Source organism: Mediterraneibacter sp. NSJ-151 (assembly GCF_022487435.1).
GTDB classification, from domain to species: Bacteria; Bacillota; Clostridia; order Lachnospirales; family Lachnospiraceae; genus Schaedlerella; species Schaedlerella hominis.
This window is the reverse complement of sequence record NZ_JAKVPP010000001.1, coordinates 109,877-126,273: the sequence shown is the minus strand read 5'-3', so window position 1 is coordinate 126,273 and position 16,397 is coordinate 109,877. Positions and strand designations below refer to the sequence as shown.

Annotated in this window: 14 protein-coding genes and 1 riboswitch; of the genes, 2 read left to right on the top strand and 12 right to left on the bottom strand. The window is 41.1% G+C overall.

Annotated features, from left to right (window positions below):
- Window positions 1–29 precede the first annotated feature (29 nt).
- The 3 genes from LQE94_RS00660 to ribD are packed head-to-tail and all read right to left on the bottom strand — an operon-like array spanning window position 30 to window position 3,037.
- Window positions 30–1,247, bottom strand: a complete 1,218-nt coding sequence (locus LQE94_RS00660; RefSeq protein WP_118725198.1) for a bifunctional 3,4-dihydroxy-2-butanone-4-phosphate synthase/GTP cyclohydrolase II — start codon at window positions 1,245–1,247, stop codon at window positions 30–32.
- Between the two features lie 18 nt (window positions 1,248–1,265).
- On the bottom strand, window positions 1,266–1,919 hold the full coding sequence (gene ribE, locus LQE94_RS00655) for a riboflavin synthase (RefSeq protein ID WP_240576749.1): 654 nt from the start codon (window positions 1,917–1,919) through the stop codon (window positions 1,266–1,268).
- Window positions 1,901–3,037, bottom strand: coding sequence for a bifunctional diaminohydroxyphosphoribosylaminopyrimidine deaminase/5-amino-6-(5-phosphoribosylamino)uracil reductase RibD (gene ribD / locus LQE94_RS00650; RefSeq protein ID WP_240576748.1), 1,137 nt, complete (start codon window positions 3,035–3,037; stop codon window positions 1,901–1,903). The genes ribE and ribD overlap by 19 nt, the downstream gene beginning before the upstream one ends.
- 164 nt (window positions 3,038–3,201) lie before the next feature.
- Window positions 3,202–3,316: riboswitch (FMN riboswitch) on the bottom strand.
- A 166-nt stretch (window positions 3,317–3,482) separates the two neighbouring features.
- Here ribD and LQE94_RS00645 point away from each other — a divergent pair.
- Entirely contained in the window at window positions 3,483–3,773 is a 291-nt protein-coding gene (locus LQE94_RS00645) for a hypothetical protein (protein ID WP_240576747.1), read from the top strand.
- A 31-nt stretch (window positions 3,774–3,804) separates the two neighbouring features.
- On the opposite strand, the gene LQE94_RS00640 is transcribed toward LQE94_RS00645, so the two are convergent.
- From LQE94_RS00640 to LQE94_RS00610, 7 genes are all read right to left on the bottom strand, one after another.
- A complete protein-coding gene (locus tag LQE94_RS00640) occupies window positions 3,805–7,608 on the bottom strand; it encodes a penicillin-binding Tp47 domain C-containing protein (RefSeq protein WP_240576746.1) in 3,804 nt (1,267 codons plus the stop codon).
- A 79-nt stretch (window positions 7,609–7,687) separates the two neighbouring features.
- Window positions 7,688–8,203, bottom strand: coding sequence for a Gx transporter family protein (locus LQE94_RS00635; protein WP_240576745.1), 516 nt, complete (start codon window positions 8,201–8,203; stop codon window positions 7,688–7,690).
- 83 nt (window positions 8,204–8,286) lie between these two features.
- Complete coding sequence (locus tag LQE94_RS00630) at window positions 8,287–8,676, bottom strand: NusG domain II-containing protein (protein ID WP_240576744.1); 390 nt, start codon at window positions 8,674–8,676, stop codon at window positions 8,287–8,289.
- A gap of 2 nt (window positions 8,677–8,678) precedes the next feature.
- Complete coding sequence (locus LQE94_RS00625) at window positions 8,679–9,551, bottom strand: 4Fe-4S binding protein (protein ID WP_240576743.1); 873 nt, start codon at window positions 9,549–9,551, stop codon at window positions 8,679–8,681.
- A gap of 1 nt (window position 9,552) precedes the next feature.
- Window positions 9,553–9,978 carry an FMN-binding protein gene (locus LQE94_RS00620; protein WP_240576742.1) on the bottom strand — a complete coding sequence of 142 codons (426 nt, stop codon included), beginning with the start codon at window positions 9,976–9,978 and terminating at the stop codon, window positions 9,553–9,555.
- Between the two features lie 2 nt (window positions 9,979–9,980).
- Window positions 9,981–11,753 (bottom strand): FMN-binding protein, encoded by a 1,773-nt coding sequence (locus LQE94_RS00615; RefSeq protein WP_240576741.1) that lies wholly within the window; start codon window positions 11,751–11,753, stop codon window positions 9,981–9,983.
- A gap of 23 nt (window positions 11,754–11,776) precedes the next feature.
- Window positions 11,777–12,850, bottom strand: a complete 1,074-nt coding sequence (locus LQE94_RS00610; protein ID WP_240576740.1) for an FAD:protein FMN transferase — start codon at window positions 12,848–12,850, stop codon at window positions 11,777–11,779.
- A 271-nt stretch (window positions 12,851–13,121) separates the two neighbouring features.
- On the opposite strand from LQE94_RS00610, the gene LQE94_RS00605 reads away from it, so the two are divergent.
- Window positions 13,122–14,573 carry a sodium:solute symporter family protein gene (locus LQE94_RS00605; RefSeq protein ID WP_118725032.1) on the top strand — a complete coding sequence of 484 codons (1,452 nt, stop codon included), beginning with the start codon at window positions 13,122–13,124 and terminating at the stop codon, window positions 14,571–14,573.
- 149 nt (window positions 14,574–14,722) lie between these two features.
- Here LQE94_RS00605 and LQE94_RS00600 read toward each other — a convergent pair whose 3' ends face one another.
- Both LQE94_RS00600 and LQE94_RS00595 read right to left on the bottom strand, forming a co-directional pair.
- A complete protein-coding gene (locus tag LQE94_RS00600) occupies window positions 14,723–15,382 on the bottom strand; it encodes an HAD family hydrolase (RefSeq protein WP_118725031.1) in 660 nt (219 codons plus the stop codon).
- Window positions 15,383–16,255 (bottom strand): NAD(P)/FAD-dependent oxidoreductase, encoded by an 873-nt coding sequence (locus LQE94_RS00595; protein WP_240576739.1) that lies wholly within the window; start codon window positions 16,253–16,255, stop codon window positions 15,383–15,385.
- Window positions 16,256–16,397: the final 142 nt, after the last annotated feature.

Here is a 16,397-nt window from a genome sequence, read left to right as displayed (position 1 = left end):
TTCTTCCTCCTGTTATTCATTAAATCTTTTTATAATTCTATTTCTTTGAAAATGTGTCCCATCTTTTCCTGTTTTGTCTTCATATATTTCAGATCATACTTCTGCGGTGGGATCTCCAGCGGTACTCTTTCATTGATCTTCAATCCGAATCCACCAAGTCCATAGACTTTGTCCGGATTATTCGTCAGAAGCCTCAATGACTTCACGCCGAGATCCGATAATATCTGCGCTCCGATCCAGTACTCTCTGAGATCCGGTGCAAATCCCAGCTTTACATTGGCCTCTACCGTATCATATCCCTGCTCCTGCAGTGCATATGCTTTGATCTTATTGAGCAGCCCGATTCCTCTGCCTTCCTGTCTCATATAAAGAATGATCCCTCTGCCTTCTGCTTCTACCTGACGCATTGCTGTCTGAAGCTGTAGACCGCAGTCACATCTAAGGGAACCAAATGCATCACCTGTCAGGCACTCCGAATGTACCCTGCAAAGTACATCTTCACCGTCTCCGATATCACCTTTTACCAGCGCAAGATGATGTTCTCCTGTAATATCATTGATATATCCGTGAAGTCTGAAATCTCCATACTGTGTCGGAAGGTCTGCAACCGCCTCTTCTTTTACATGTTTTTCATGAATTCTCATGTAATCCTGAAGATCACGGATTGTAACAAATGTAAGATTATGCTCTTTTGCAAGTTCCCACAACTGTGGTGTACGCATCATTGTGCCATCTTCTTTCATAATCTCACAACACACGCCGCATTCTTTCAATCCAGCCAGTCTCATCAGATCAGTCGTTGCCTCTGTGTGTCCGTTCCGCACCAGGACTCCGCCTTTTCTGGCAATGAGCGGAAATACATGTCCCGGTCTTCTGAAATCTTCCGGCTTCGCATCTTCATCCACACATTTCATGATTGTATAGGAACGTTCTGCTGCCGAAATACCTGTCGTTGTATCGACATGATCCACCGCAACGGTAAATGCTGTGCTGTGATTATCGGTATTCTCCGCAACCATCGGTGGAAAGTTAAGCCTTGCTGCAACTTCCGCACTCATCGGTGTACAGATAAGCCCTTTCGCATAAGTCGCCATAAAATTAATATTCTCCTGTGTCGCGAACTCTGCTGCACATACCAGATCCCCTTCATTCTCTCTGTCCGGATCATCCGTAACCAGAATAATCTTTCCTTCCCTCAGATCCCTCAGTGCTTCTTCGATTGTATTGTACTGATTGTTTTGTGACATTCTATTTATCCTCCTGTTCTAAAATCCGAATTCCTGCAAAAATTCCATCGTAATTCCGGATTCTTTTTTCTCTTCTTCACTCTTTCCAAGGCCTAACAGCCTTTCTACGTATTTTCCAATCACATCATTCTCCAGATTCACCGAATCACCCGGCACTTTTTCCAAAAGCGTCGTTTCTTCTCCTGTATGCGGGATAACCGATACCTGAAATCCCTCTTCATCTACTTTTGCCACTGTCAGACTGATGCCGTCTATACAGATGGATCCTTTTTCCACGATCAGATGTAATATCTGCGACGATGTTCCGATAGATACCCAGATGGCATTCTCCTCCCGGACCAGAGAGCGGATCACTCCGGTTCCGTCAATATGACCGCTTACGATATGTCCTCCGAATCTTCCGTCTGCCGCCATTGCCCGTTCCAGATTCACCTGACTTCCGGCTTTACAGCTTCCCAGACTGCTTCTCCTGATGGTCTCTGCCATCACATCTGCAGTAAATCCATCCGGCTGAAGTGATGTAACGGTCAGACACACTCCATTGACTGCAATACTGTCACCAATCTTCGTTCTTTCCAATACCTTCTTCGCCCTGACTGCCAGAACCCCTGACTCTCCGGTCAGCTGTATATAGCGGACCGTTCCTTTCTCTTCTACGATTCCTGTAAACATGGCCCCTCCTGTTCTTTTCCACATATCTGACAGATTATCCTAATATCTTCACCGATCCGGCAGATATCCGTACATTTCAGTTTCAATGCTTCTGAGGGAAGTCCGATGCCGATTCCTTCCACCGGTGTCTTACTGTTCTTTCCGCCAAATAACTTTGGTGCGATAAAACAGTGTACCTCTTTTACTATTCCTGCCCGCAGTGCACTGTCATTCAGTGTGCCTCCGCCTTCTAGCAGAATGCTGTCAATGCCCTTATTTCCAAGATATGTCATCAGCTTTTTAAGGTCTATCTGACCTTTTTCATCCGGACAGCAGACGGTATCTACTCCTTTCGCATGTAACTGTTCTATTTTTTCTGTTATTTCTTCGTTCTCTTCCCGTCCTGCATAAGCCACGATTGTCCGGTACTCTTTTGCACTTCTTACAATCTGGCTGTCAAGCGGTATCCTAAGACTACTGTCGCATACTATCCTGACCGGACTTTTCCATCCTTCCCCCCGGACATTCAACATCGGATCATCCGCAAGTACAGTCCCGATACCTGCCATAATACCCATATAGCGGTGCCGCATATGCTGCACTTCTTGTCTGGCCGGTTCTCCTGTGATCCACTTCGATGCACCCGTCTTTGTCGCAATTTTCCCATCCAGTGTCATGGCATATTTCATCACTACATACGGTGTCTTCGTCGTAATATAATGGAAGAATACTGGGTTCAGACAGTCACATTCTTCCCGCATAAAATCCCGAACTACTGTAATTCCCGATTCACGCAATATCTGTGCACCTTTTCCTGCCACCTTTGGATTCGGATCCCTGGAACCAATCACCACTTTTTTAATCTTCTGTTCTATGATTGCTTCCGTACACGGCGGTGTCTTGCCATAATGACAGCATGGTTCCAGCGTAACATAGATTGTCGCACCCTCTGCCGATTCTGTAAGCGATGCGATTGCATTGCGCTCTGCATGAAGTTCTCCGCATTTTTTATGATAACCTTCCCCGATGATCCGGCCGTCTTTTACGATTACCGCACCCACCATCGGATTCGGATTCGTCCATCCTTCTCCCTTTTTTGCAAGCTGGATTGCCCGGAGCATGTATTCCTGATCCGTCATTTCTCTTCCTTCTTTCTTAGTTATACAAAAACCCCTGCAGGATACCTACAGGGGAAATGATCTGTTACATATAACTGACAAATGATCTGTTAACCAAAAAAGCTCTGAAATGGATCACCATCTCAGAGCTCAGACACTACATTCATCTATTAAAATAACTGTACCATCATCTTCTTTCATCCAGACTATACTGTCGGCTCCGGAATCACACCGGATCATGCCTCTCGGCCCGCGGGCTTTACCGCCGGTAGGGAATCGCACCCTGCCCTGAAGATTTCGTTTTTTTTATCATAATACTTTATATATCATTTGTAAAGCAAAAGTTTGGAAATAGCAAACTCCGTCCCTATCTGGCACTCGAAAGTCCCTATCTGGTTCTTTTCCCCATTGCCTATCCATTTTGGATTTGCTACAATAATAAAAACCTATCAAGGAGGGCCTGCACATGAACACGATTGAACAATTAGATGAGCTTCAGAAGAAAGCAATACATACCCCGGAATTAAAAAAACGGTTTCTTGCATCAAAAAAGGCAGAAGACCCATTGGGGGAATTCTGCCTGATTTGTCAGCAAGAGGGCTATGATATTTATCCTATGGATATCATTCAAGCCGGAGATGAATTTTATGCCACAATGAAACGAAGCACCAATGGCGGTGGAGAAAATTCTCCTGTTCTCACTTGCGAAGATGATGCATATGAACTATTTTTCGCCGGTCTTGAAACCGACAACTGATTTAAGTCCTGTCTAGCACCTGGCTAAAAACTTATTTGCGTTTTCTTCTCTTCCATGTCACTCCACCGACACCTGCACCAAGTGAAGATACTGCAAGACCTAACCAACCAAGCACGCTTGTCACATCTCCTGTTTTAGCAGCATTTGTTCCACTTGTCTTTGTTGTGTTGCCTGTTTTATTGGTTGTGCTATTCGTCTTATTTGTTGTCTGTGTTGTCTGACTTGATTTCTTAACCAGTCCTTTGATTGCACTGTTCAAAGTATTGCTTGCCTCATCCACTGCTGTCTGGCTTTCTTTTGCCTGCAAAGCACTCTTTGCTTTTGTAAGTGCTGTCTGCATTGCTTTCCAGCTATCTGCTGTGTAATCTGCTTCTTTCAACGCTTCTGCATCAGAGATTGCTTTTTCAAGTGAAGAAGTATCAACACTTACCGGCTGTTCTGCTTTTACAAGAGCTGTCTTTGCTGCATCCAATGTTGCTTTTGCCTGATCTACTGCTTCCTGACTTTCTTTTGCTTCTGCTACGCTTCTTGCATTGACAAGGGCTGCCTGATATGTTGCCCAGCTTTCTGCTGTATAGTCAGATTCTTTTAATCCGTTCGCTTCTACGATTGCTGCTTCCAGTGCAGAAGTATCAACTACAACCGGTGCCGGAGTTTCTCCTGCAACCTTATAAGTAAATGCAAGAGGGGTTGTATATCCCGTTGAAGTTACTGTAATCTGGAATTCTGTTCCCGCTACCGCATCTTTAAATGGCGCTGCATCTGTCTTTAATGTTCCGTCACTTCCAATAATCTCAACTTTGCCTCTTCCGGTTGCTGCATAATCTGTGCCATTTACATTTACAGAAGTGATTTTCCCGATATATGAATTTAATGCATCAGCATCAAATCCTTCTGCCTGTACAAGTTTCTTATTCTCTGAATCATAAGCAGCTGGCATATTTGTTGTTGTCAGCAGGAAGGATGTAACAATATCTGCATATTTGCCATTTTTATCTTTTACTGTGAGCGTATATTTACCTGGTTCTATTGAACCTGCCGCTCTTGTTTCTGTAGCTGCCTTATATGTCAATACATTTCCTTCTACTGTCACGTCTAAACCATCCACACTATACTCTGGATCAAAGTCATCCTGAAGATTCAATTCAATTGTTGTCTTACCTGCAGAAATATCTGCATCTGCTACCTTAATTGCATCTTCAGTTTTTGCAAATTTTACAGGGACATACAGATCTTCGATATCAATTGTATACAATCCATTTGTTGTGTAATATTCAATATTGTCAATTGTCTTGCCCATCATAGATGTGTAATGTGCGGAAGATGTCGGGCAACCATGTACTGAATCTGTATATCCTGTACTCCAAGCCAGCTCGTTTCCTCTCCAGATATTTTCAAGATGACGCATACCATATGCTGTTCCATCTGTTGTTCTTACAACAACCGCATTTACATTAGAAGATGTGATTTCATCTTTCGGAAGTCCATCAAGATTAAGCTGATAATCACCATAAGAAGACTGTGTTAATAATTCTGCTGTAACTCCTGTCAGAGCTTTTGCTCCCTGTCCTTTTACCTCACTGAATACAAGATTGCCATTTTCGTCAAGTGAAACTTCTTTGTAGTTTGCAGGAGTCTCTGTTAATGGATAATAAGCATATGTTTCATTCTGGAATAAAGTATCTTTTCCTTCCAGTGTTGTTGTAGATGTTTTTCCACGATTTGTTACTGTAATTTCTACCTTATCTGTATCTTTGACTTCTTTATATTTTGTAAGATCTACAGAAGAATCCACTTTTACTGCATATGTAATACCATCAATTTTAGAACCATCTTCATTTGCATGATAAGAACCGCCTGAAAGTCCCGTTGTGCGTGTTTTATTCAATGTAGCTGAAGTAAATGCATCCACTTCTACTTCATTGTTTGTTGTCTCTGCTTTATAGAATGCTGCATACGGAATATTCATAAGGACATATGTTTCTTTTGTCTCTGCCTTCACCAGATTATTGATTGCTTCTGTCAAATGTGTTGTCTGCTCTTTTACTTCTGCCTCCAATGGTTTTTCTTTTGCAAGCAGGTCTTTTGATTCCTGAAGTTCTGTCTGCAGATTGCTCCAGCTATCTGCTGTGTAATCTGACTCTGTAAGTCCTTCTGCCTCTGTTACTTTTGCCTGTAATGCTGCAAGATCTTCTGCACTTGCTTCTTTTTCTTCTAATGCAAGATTATCTGCTCCTACTTCAAATTCATATGTGTAATCTTCATATCCAAGTGCATATACTGTCAGTTTCCAATATCCTGTTCCGTCTGTTCCTTCTGGCAACTGGAATCTCTCTGATTCTGTTAATGCAAGCTGGATTCCCATTGATTTGTGCATCCAGTTATCTGATGCAAATTTTGTTCCATATGTTGCAACTGCATTTGTTCGGCTACTGTCTGAACCATAGTATGTCCACTCTACTGCCTGCATATTTGCTCCCAGATCTCCGTAGTTTCCATCCAAATCTACTCTCAGGAAATCTCCGAATGCTCCTGTATTTTTCTTTCCATCTGTTGTTTTTCTTACAGATGGTGTTACATCCGCTTTCTTTAAGCTGACATCTTTCAGTCCTGATTCTGTTCCATCATTCTTTCTTGCTGAGAATACAAAACTTCCGTCATCGTTCTTTGCCGCTTCTTTTAAGCCATTTGTATTATCTGTTACATTTGCTGTCACTTCATAGGAACTTAAGTTTCCTTCTCCGTATCCACCTCTAAGTGTTCCACCATTCTCTACTACCGCATATTTCTCTTTTAATGCTGAAAGGTCTGCTGTCTTTACTTTTACCGGTACATACTTCAGTCCTGTTACTTTATAATCTTTGATGTTTGACTTAATATCACCAATTGCAACTTCCTGTCCGTCTGTTGTTACAAATATGGTTTTATCTTTCCAATATGCAAGATTGTATATCTGTCCATCGTTTGTCTCAATCACTGCACTACACTGGAAACTACCTCTGTGAAGGCCATGATTTGACGTTGCTCTTGTTACAGCATCAAAAGCTCCCTTGTCATATTCTTTATGGGAATCTAACACATCAGATGATGCTGTGCTTCCTGCATTCAATACGCCTTCATTTGCCCAGTACTCTGCCCATGTCATTCCTACATAAACATATGAATATTCTTCCTTTGTCTCTGCTTTCACCAACGCATTTACTGCTGTATTCAATGTGTCTTTTGCTTTATCCACCGATTCCTGGCTTTCCTTTGCTGCCTGTGCACTTTCTGCTGCTGTCAATGCAGTCTGCATTGCCTTCCAACTATCTGCTGTATAGTCTGATTCATTCAATGCTTTTGCTGCTACAATTGCCTGCTCCAATGCTGTTGTATCTACTGCTGTGGCTGTTCCTGCTGAACGGATTGCTTCGAGTGCAGCTTCTTTTATTGCTTTTGAAGTACGTGTTGCCTGACTCACTGTATCCCAACTATTGATTGTATCTTCTGTTGCGACCTGACCTACTAACTTTGTTTTTATTCCTTTTGACTTATCATTTGCCTTCGAAAAATAACTGTCATTTGCACTCTCATATCCATTCTTTGTTGTTACTACAATATCTGAAAACTTTCCGTTTTCTACTTTCAAATCAACTTGGACATCATATTCATTCCACTCATTTTCATCGTCCACGTCTTCCTGAGTTCTCGTTACATGCTTTGTACTTGTATACACCCCATCTTTCGCAACTTCACTTCCTGTTGCCGCAAATACAGTAGACGGGCAAAGTTCTGCTACCATCGACATTGCCACAGCCATTGTCATTGCTTTTGTTGTTATGTTTTTCTTTTTCATTAGGTTCCTCCTTTTAAAAAGATTTTATTGATAAAATTTATTATTAAGTTAGCTTCCACTAACCTATAATCAAAAAAAATTATATAGTTTCCAATGATTTTACTGCTTCTTTTTTTACAATCGGAAGCAGCTTTTTACTTAATATTCCAATCAAAAATCCTGTGATCGTTCCAGCAATCAAAAGTGCCGGAAGATAATACACCAGTTTCATATTCTCAACGACAATCGATGCAACAATCAATTGCCCGATATTGTGTGAGATTCCTCCCGCTATGCTAATGCCCACTTCCGAAAATCCTTTTATTTTTTTCAAAAGTTCCATGACCAGGACACTTAATATTCCACCAGCGAGACTGTATATGATCGACATTCCATTTCCAAAAAGAAATCCAATCAAAAGCACTCGCATCACTACTACCAGCAGTACTTCCGGAAGTGCCAGAAAATAAATTCCGGTCACGGTAACCAGATTGGCAACTCCAAGCTTCATCCCCGGCACTCCAAAGTTGATTGGAATCAGGCTTTCCACATAACTGAATATCATTGCAACTGCAACAAGCATTGCCATATTTGCAATCTTTTTATTTCGTTTCATTCTCTTCGTTTTCCTTTCCAATCGTATCTGTTTTGTACATTCTATGCGTTATCCAAAGAACTACTGGCCAGTAATTCTTTTATTTATTTTGATATGGTATCCGGTAACTGTTCCGATGCACTGTCATTCTCCAGCCCATCTGCATCCAATACTTCCACAACTAATTTATGTGGAAGGCAGACTATCGTCTGTGTACGACCATTGATTTTTCCCTGCTCTTCACAATATCCATCCGGACAATTTGCCTCTTCCATATACGCTGCGCCATCTTGAATTCGAATACGGTTATAAAAGTCATCTTCTTTTACTTCAATCACTTGATTTTTTTCAAGAGAATACGTACCATATACCACTCCATCAACTGTTATCTGTATCTGATTACCCGCTTCATTTCTGGTCAAATGCATGACCAGAAACATAACAAGTGCAATGGCGAGAATTCCTCCACCAAGTACGACATCATTTTTCTTCATCCTTATACTCCTGCCCAGATTAAGATTGCTGCTAACAAGATTCCTCTAAAAAGTGTAAACCAGATTTCATTTCCTTTCAGGCCTCGAATTCCAGTATGGACGTTTCCTTTCGGACATGTATCTATACATTTCTGACACTGGAAACAATCCCCTTCCACTCTCGGTGAACCATCCTTTGGAAGTCCAATTCCAGAGGGGCATTTTTTTGTGCAGGCACTGCATCCTTTGATACAGTTCTCGCGGTCACGATGTAATGCGAAGAACGGAAATACCGGAAGCAATGAAAATACCGCCCCCATCGGGCATAAATTTCTACAGAAAAATCTCTCTTCCAGACACATACCTACAAGTATCAGAATTAAAATAAGTAAGCCAACGATATAACCACCCAATTTAAAATTACCTGCTCTTATCATGGAAAACACATCCCAAGGGCTTGTCCCTTTTGCTTTACCATATACACCTGCAAAACACATTAAGACAATCGCTGTCAGTACAACATATTTTAATTTGTCCAACCAATTCGCCCATTCATCTGAAATCAGAAGCGGTTTCTTTTTGATTTTCTTGAAAATGTATCGGTACAAAGCATGTACTGCATCTCCCAATGTCCCAAATGCACAGGCAAATCCGCAGAAAAATCTACCAAATAATATCGTGTATAAGCAAATCAGAATAAGTACTGTCACAAAAGATGTGAACTCAATCCGCCCTCCTGCTCCAATCTGTGTAAATATGTATTTCACTCCGGCAAATGCTGCTGTATATACAGAAGGAATGAAAACAAAATACAGAAGTTGAATCGCAGCCCGTAACCATGTATGTATCTGTTTTAATTGTTTTTTTGACACAGAATGTAGTCCTATTTTTTTCATCTTACTTCACCGCCTTTTCTAAAGCTTCCTGTGAAGCATTTTTAATTCCTGTCGAGCTAAATGTTGCTCCGCTGATAGTATCTACATCTGTACTCTGTGCCTCGATGATTTTCGGAATGATATCTTTTGCCATAGACAGATAAGCACCATCCTCTTTTTGGGCACTTACAATCTCGATTGCTGTGATTTTTCCTTTTTCTACCTTCACCTCAACAGCAACCGTTCCGCCGAAGCCTTCTGCCTCTCCCTGATAAGTACCATCTTTGTAATTGCTGTCGTTACTTTCTGCTGACTGCGTCTCCGTCACCTGTGCCTTCAGTTTTGCAATCTCTTCATTTTTTTCTCTTGCATCCAGAACCGAATTATATCCGACCAGAATGCCTACAACCATAATCAGACTCACGACTCTAATCCAAAACTCTCTCATCGTTATTCAGCCTCCGTCTTTCCCGGCCGTTTCGCCTCTTCCAGTGCTTTCTCACAGCCTGCTACGATTGCATTCGAAGAACAAGTTGCTCGCGATACCGCATCAATTTCTTCCGGCAATCCCTTGTTCACAATCTGAGAAATGACACCTTCTTTTGATGATGTACCATTGGTTGCTTTCTTGATATAACTATCATTTGTAGATGAGCCATCACCATAAATATCCGTGATTGCTACGATTTTATCATCACGAATCGTCACATTCATCGTTAAGTTATATGTCTCAAAATCTTCATCTTCATCCGGTTCACATGGCACTGACACCGTATAAGTTCCATCAATGTAGACTCTGTCATCTTTATCTTCATTATCTCCTGAATCCTTTTTCTCCAGCAATGTCACCGCCTGATTCAAGTTATCTAATGCCTTATTAACAACCGCCTGTTCTTTCGCTTCCATTGCCGCTTTTGCTTCCTGCAATCTTACTTTAAGAACTGCCCAGGTTGCTTCTGTGTATTCTGACTCTTCCAGTTTATTTACATTTTCAATTGCTTCTGTAAGTTTTGCTGTATCGACTTTCTCATCCAGTGATTCTCCGTTGGTTGCTTTCTCTGCCTGCTTCAATGCATTCTTGATTGCGTTTAGCAAGCCTTTGGAACTGTAAGTTGCCCCTGAGACAGTATCCACATCGGTACTCTGTTTTTTCATAATATTTTTCACAACATCCATTGCACGATTGAAAAATGCCTCATCATCCGAATTATCCGTAACCAAAATTGCCTTTAGTGTATGTTCCTGAATAACAACTGCAACACTGACATCTCCGCTGTAGCCCTCTGCTGTTCCATAATAGATTCCTTCTTTGTACGGAACGGTTCCGGTAATTGTATCTGTTGTGGAATCATTCTTATCTGACTGACTTGTGTTGCTGCTCTGACTACTGCTGTCTGTACTGCTGACCACCGCCTGACTGAGTGCGTCTCGTACCGCCTGAATAATTCCAACTGAGCTGTAGGTTGCTCCTGAAACAGTATCCACATTGGTACTTTGACTGGAAATGATTGCATTAATAATGGATGACGCCTTGGAAATGTATTCACTTCCATCATTATTTTCCAATATTTGAATTGCAGCAATCTTACCACCACTGATATCTACCTGTACCTTCAGGGTTCCTCCAAATCCTGTACCGGTTCCATAATAAGTTCCATCTTTGTAGCCGGACGCGTCTTCTACCTGAGCCACTGAAGTTGAACTTCCAGCTGCGGCTGTTCCACCCGATTGCGACTGGCCTGTCTCACCGCTGTCCTTTTCTCCGGTCAATGCATTTTTCACCGCACTGATGATTCCATTTGAACTAAATGTCGCCCCGGATACCGTATCAACATCCAATGTCTGACTTTCTATAATTCGGTCAATTACTGCCTTGGCACGATTGAAAAATGCTGCGTCATCGGATGAACTTAAGATATCAATCGCCACAATCTGCTTATCCTTAATCTGAACGGACACAGTAATATCTCCGGCATATCCGGTACCGGTCCCTTTATAAACACCATCCGCAAGATCAAAAGAGCCTTTTGCTGTACTTTTCTTTTCCACCTTTTCCGATGAAGTTGTTTTTGATACTTTATCTTCCACCCTTTCCGTCTTTTGCGCTGCATAGACCGGTTCCTTATATCCACTTAAAGAACCGACTACACAGGCCGTAACCAATGCGACAGAAAGAATCGGGGCAAACGATTTTATTTTCTTTCCTTTATCGTTCATATCCATAACATTTTCCTCTTCTTTCGCTTTTATTTCTTGATGATTTCCATCTCCATTTCTGTCGAAAAATCATCCTGAATTCCTTCCGTCACATAAAGTTTTCCTTCATCTGTCAGCATGATTATGTCAAACTCATCACTATGCGCTCTCCAGAATTCGATTGCTTTGTCCTTTCCCATAATAAAGAGAGAAGTAGAAAGCCCATCTGCCAATGTTCCATCTTCACTTACAACAGTAACGGATGTCAGACCATTTTCTGCAGGATATCCAGTCTTCGGATCAATGATGTGATGATAAGTCTTTCCATCCTGTTCAAAATATCGTTCATATCCACCAGATGTAATTACAGCTTTATCCTCAACACTTAAGATGCCAAGATAATCCTCTGTATTATCCGGACTTTGTACCGCAACTCTCCACTTACTGCCATCCGTCTTCGTTCCAAGTGCCTGCACATTTCCTCCAAGATTGACTAATCCGCTGGAAATATTATTTTCCTTGTAAATCTCCATGATTCTTGATGAAGTATACCCTTTTGCAATTCCTCCAAGATCAATTTTCATTCCTTCCTGGCCAAATGAAATCTTTCTGCTATCTTCGTCGTATATAATCTGTGATGCATCGGCAAGTTTTAAAAGAGATTCTAATGTGTCCGCTGTCGGCACCTGATAATTCTGTGTTGGGAATCCCCATGCTTCCATGACCGGATAAATTGCAATGTCAAATGCTCCGTCTGTCTCCTTGTTTAGTTCTAATGCACGTTCTACCAAATACCCTGCATCTTCAGACAATGTCGCACTTTTATTTTGATTTAATTGTGCAATCTCACTCTCTTCATTTCCTGTCGAAAGCAGTTCATCCAATCTCTGGATTTCCGCTTCTGCCTCGTCAACCGCTTCCTGCGCCTTGGCACCATATGCAGTCACTGTCATATAAGTATCCATTGCAAATATATCTTTTGACGCTTCCTCATTGGATTCTGCTTTTTCTTCCGTCTGTGCGTTTTTTGTCTCTGTTGTCGTATCCTGCTTTATGTTATTACAACCTCCTAATAACAGTGATACGCTAAGGCAAACGCATGCCATTACCGCTTTTAGTTTCATATATCTCCCTTTCGTTACTTTCATCTAACTTTTTATACTATATTTTATCCTTTAATAGAATGTCAATTACAAATGTGTTAATTGAGAAACGTTCTCATTAACAAGGCCAATGGGGACGGGGTTTTCCGGCTTTTTTTGCAAAGCAAAAAAGCCGGAAAACCCCGTCCCCAATTGGCTCTTTATATGTTATAATATAGAAAGACAAGGGTGTCAGGTTTCGTGGGAGTCTGATACCTATTTTGTTATAATGAGAAAAGAGGAGGGATTGCTTATGCAGTCAAACATTATTGTAACCAGCGTTGTTGTTGTATACCTTCTGGTAATGTTGTTGATTGGTTATTTATCATCCAAGAAAATTGAATCCAACACAGACTTTGTTGTTGCCGGAAGACGTTTAGGACCATTTCTTATGGCCGGTACTCTCGCCGCAACAGAAATCGGAGGCGGAAGCTCTCTCGGTGTTGTTCAGCAGGGTATGGAAAGCCATGGATTGAGTGCCGCATGGTACATCATCACGATGGGATTTGCCTTTGTTATTTTAACATTCCTGGCACCAAAATTCCGTGCTGCCATGGTTAAAACTGTTCCTGAGTATTTCCGTCGCCGTTATGGAAAGCCATCTGGAATCATTACTTCATTAATTATGTTTGTACCATTGATCGGACTGACAGCCGGACAGTTTATTGCTTCTTCTGTTATCTTATCTACAATGCTGAACATGAACTACAAGACAGCTGTTCTGATCGTAGGTATTGTTGTAACAATTTATGCCATCATGGGTGGTCTCTGGAGCGTAACTCTTACAGACTTCGTTCAGGTATTTCTGATTGTAGTTGGTATGATCATCGCATTGCCATTCGGCATGAATCTTGCCGGTGGCTGGAATAACGTTGTATCAAATGTTCCGGCTGAAACATTTGATATCTTTAAAGGATATAATGTAATGGACGTTATCAGCTTAACAATTATGTACGTTGCTACATTTACTGTTGGGCAGGAAGCTGTATCCAGATATTATGCCGCAAGAGATGGTAAAGCTGCAAGACAGGGTTCTATCCTTGCAGCGATCGTAAACTTTATTTACGCATTTGTTCCTACTCTTATGGGAATCATCGTTCTTGCTTTGATTAACATGGGTAAATTTAATGCTGCTGACTTCCAGGATGTCGGTGCTCGTTACGCACTTCCTGTATTAGCTATGGAAGCTATGCCGGCTCTTATCTGCGGTTTATTATTTGCAGGTATCATCTCTGCTACAATGTCAAGTGCTGACTCAGACCTTCTTGGTGCCGGTGCTATTTTTGCAAATGATATTTACAAAATTGTAATCAAACCTGAGGCTTCCGACAAAGAGGTTATGATTGTTACTCGTGTCACAATGGCAGCTGTTGGTGTTGCTGCTACATTGATCGCACTCTTTAATACATCAAGCATCGTATCTATCTTGATGTTTGCATTTACTCTACGTGCCGCTGGTGCTTTCTTCCCATATGTTCTCGGACATTATTGGAAGGGTGCTTCTCCGGCCGGTACTATCGCATCATTAATTGCAGGTACAATCGTAGTTGTTTACCTTGAGCATATTTCTGGTGGAAACTTGTTCGGTCTTCACTTCAACCAGCCAATCGTACCTGGCTTAGTTGCTGCATTGATCGCATTTTTAATTTTCTCACTGGTTATGCCACCAAAAGAAAAAACAACAGAACTTCCTGCAGAAGAATAATTATTAAATACATATTGGAGCCCCACGATCCATTCAAGTCGATTTTTCTTTAAACAAAAAAACATGGAGAGTTATCCACGATCAGTTGGATTCTCTCCATGTTTTTTCACATTTTATTTTGTTATCCACACATATCACTGTGAATATTTTTATTCCATCTCACAAAATATTTCTTCCAAATCTTTCACTGTGTCAACAATATACGTTGCCCCTGCTTCTTCCAGTTCTTCTCTTGAACCAAAACCATATAAAACACCCATACTGTCAACACCCATCTTCTTTGCACCATTCACATCATACTTACGGTCTCCAACCATGAGCACCTGCGATTTATCTGTGATATTGCATTCTTCAAATGCATGCTCGATTACTGCCGCCTTGGAACCATTGCGTTCATCCATCCCTGCTCCTGCCACATAATCAAAATATTGTGTAAGATGAAAATAGTCCATTATTCTTCTTGCAAATAGTTCCGGTTTTGAAGTTGCAACAAGTACCTTTTTCCCTTTTTTCTTCAATACCTTCAGCACATCTTCAAAGCCTTCATAAACCTTGTTTTCAAAGATTCCTTTATCTTTATAATACACTCTGTACTGAGCTACCGCTTTTATTGCTTCATCCTCCGAAAATCCATACATTTCCTGCAGAGGTTCTACCAACGGAGGACCGATAAACTGACACAGTTTATCCATATCATTTTCCTCAATTCCATACTGCTTCAACATATATTTTACAGAATTGGTAATACCCTCTGACGAATCTGTTATCGTTCCATCCAGATCAAATAATATTACTTCATATGATTTCATCTATTCCACCTTTTTTTCTTTATTTTTTGCCAAATATTCAACCGCAGATAATGCTGCCACATTTCCCTGACCTGCCGCCTTAATATACTGATATGGCATTCCTGTTATATCTCCACACGCATAGCATCCGGAAATACTCGTTTCCATTTTCAAATTTACTTTCACATGTACCCCATCCAGTTCTACTCCGCCAAGCAGCTGCTCCGGTGAAATGCTTTCACGTAAAACAAAAATCCCGTCTGCCTTCCATTCTCCTTTATTTGTCTGCAAGCCCTCTACTAAATCTGTACCAAATATTTTCTTCGGCACTTCCCTGACAATTTCAATATTTTCAGAAAGCTGCGGTTCGTTCTTATACATTGGGAAATAATACACCTTATCCACAACTTCTGCAAGAAATTCTGCCTCCGCTTCTTCTCTCTTACTATAGCCGATTACTGCAACCTTTTTTCCTCTGTACAGCATTGCATCACACGTAGCACAATAACTCACGCCACGCCCCAGAAATTCTTTTTCTCCTTCCAACATCTTGCCTGTCACAACACCTGTCGCCAGAATGACTGTATCTGCTTCATAGATTTCACCCGATGCCTGGATTCCAAAATAAGAACCCATGTTATAGATTGCATTTACTCTTGCATCAGTAACGGAAATATTCATTGCTTCTAAATGCTTTTGATAGGCTTTAACAAGCCCTTCTCCACTTATTTCCGGTAAGCCCAAATAATTCTGTATCAAATGTGCTTTCTGTACTTTTTCGCTCAGATTTGCCGGTCCCAACAGCAACACTTTTTTATTACGGACTGTGGCTGTAATTGCAGCAGATAATCCTGCAGGACCGGTTCCGATAATTGCAATATCATATCTCTCCATTTTCTTGTCTCCTCTCCTATATTTTTTAATTTATCGTTCAAATCAAATCATCTTGCAGTATTTTTCATTATAACGAAAATGATGATGCCATACAAGGGAGATAGCATCATCATTTTTATATTCTCTTTTCAGTTGTTACTAT

Excerpts from the sequence above, each read along its gene's own strand:
- LQE94_RS00660 (WP_118725198.1), bottom strand. The coding sequence starts at position 1,247 with ATGTCACAAAACAATCAGTACAATACAATCGAAGAAGCACTGAGGGAT.
- ribE (WP_240576749.1), bottom strand. The coding sequence starts at position 1,919 with ATGTTTACAGGAATCGTAGAAGAGAAAGGAACGGTCCGCTATATACAG.
- ribD (WP_240576748.1), bottom strand. The coding sequence starts at position 3,037 with ATGACGGATCAGGAATACATGCTCCGGGCAATCCAGCTTGCAAAAAAG.
- LQE94_RS00645 (WP_240576747.1), top strand. The coding sequence starts at position 3,483 with ATGAACACGATTGAACAATTAGATGAGCTTCAGAAGAAAGCAATACAT.
- LQE94_RS00640 (WP_240576746.1), bottom strand. The coding sequence starts at position 7,608 with ATGAAAAAGAAAAACATAACAACAAAAGCAATGACAATGGCTGTGGCA.
- LQE94_RS00635 (WP_240576745.1), bottom strand. The coding sequence starts at position 8,203 with ATGAAACGAAATAAAAAGATTGCAAATATGGCAATGCTTGTTGCAGTT.
- LQE94_RS00630 (WP_240576744.1), bottom strand. The coding sequence starts at position 8,676 with ATGAAGAAAAATGATGTCGTACTTGGTGGAGGAATTCTCGCCATTGCA.
- LQE94_RS00625 (WP_240576743.1), bottom strand. The coding sequence starts at position 9,551 with ATGAAAAAAATAGGACTACATTCTGTGTCAAAAAAACAATTAAAACAG.
- LQE94_RS00620 (WP_240576742.1), bottom strand. The coding sequence starts at position 9,978 with ATGAGAGAGTTTTGGATTAGAGTCGTGAGTCTGATTATGGTTGTAGGC.
- LQE94_RS00615 (WP_240576741.1), bottom strand. The coding sequence starts at position 11,753 with ATGGATATGAACGATAAAGGAAAGAAAATAAAATCGTTTGCCCCGATT.
- LQE94_RS00610 (WP_240576740.1), bottom strand. The coding sequence starts at position 12,850 with ATGAAACTAAAAGCGGTAATGGCATGCGTTTGCCTTAGCGTATCACTG.
- LQE94_RS00605 (WP_118725032.1), top strand. The coding sequence starts at position 13,122 with ATGCAGTCAAACATTATTGTAACCAGCGTTGTTGTTGTATACCTTCTG.
- LQE94_RS00600 (WP_118725031.1), bottom strand. The coding sequence starts at position 15,382 with ATGAAATCATATGAAGTAATATTATTTGATCTGGATGGAACGATAACA.
- LQE94_RS00595 (WP_240576739.1), bottom strand. The coding sequence starts at position 16,255 with ATGGAGAGATATGATATTGCAATTATCGGAACCGGTCCTGCAGGATTA.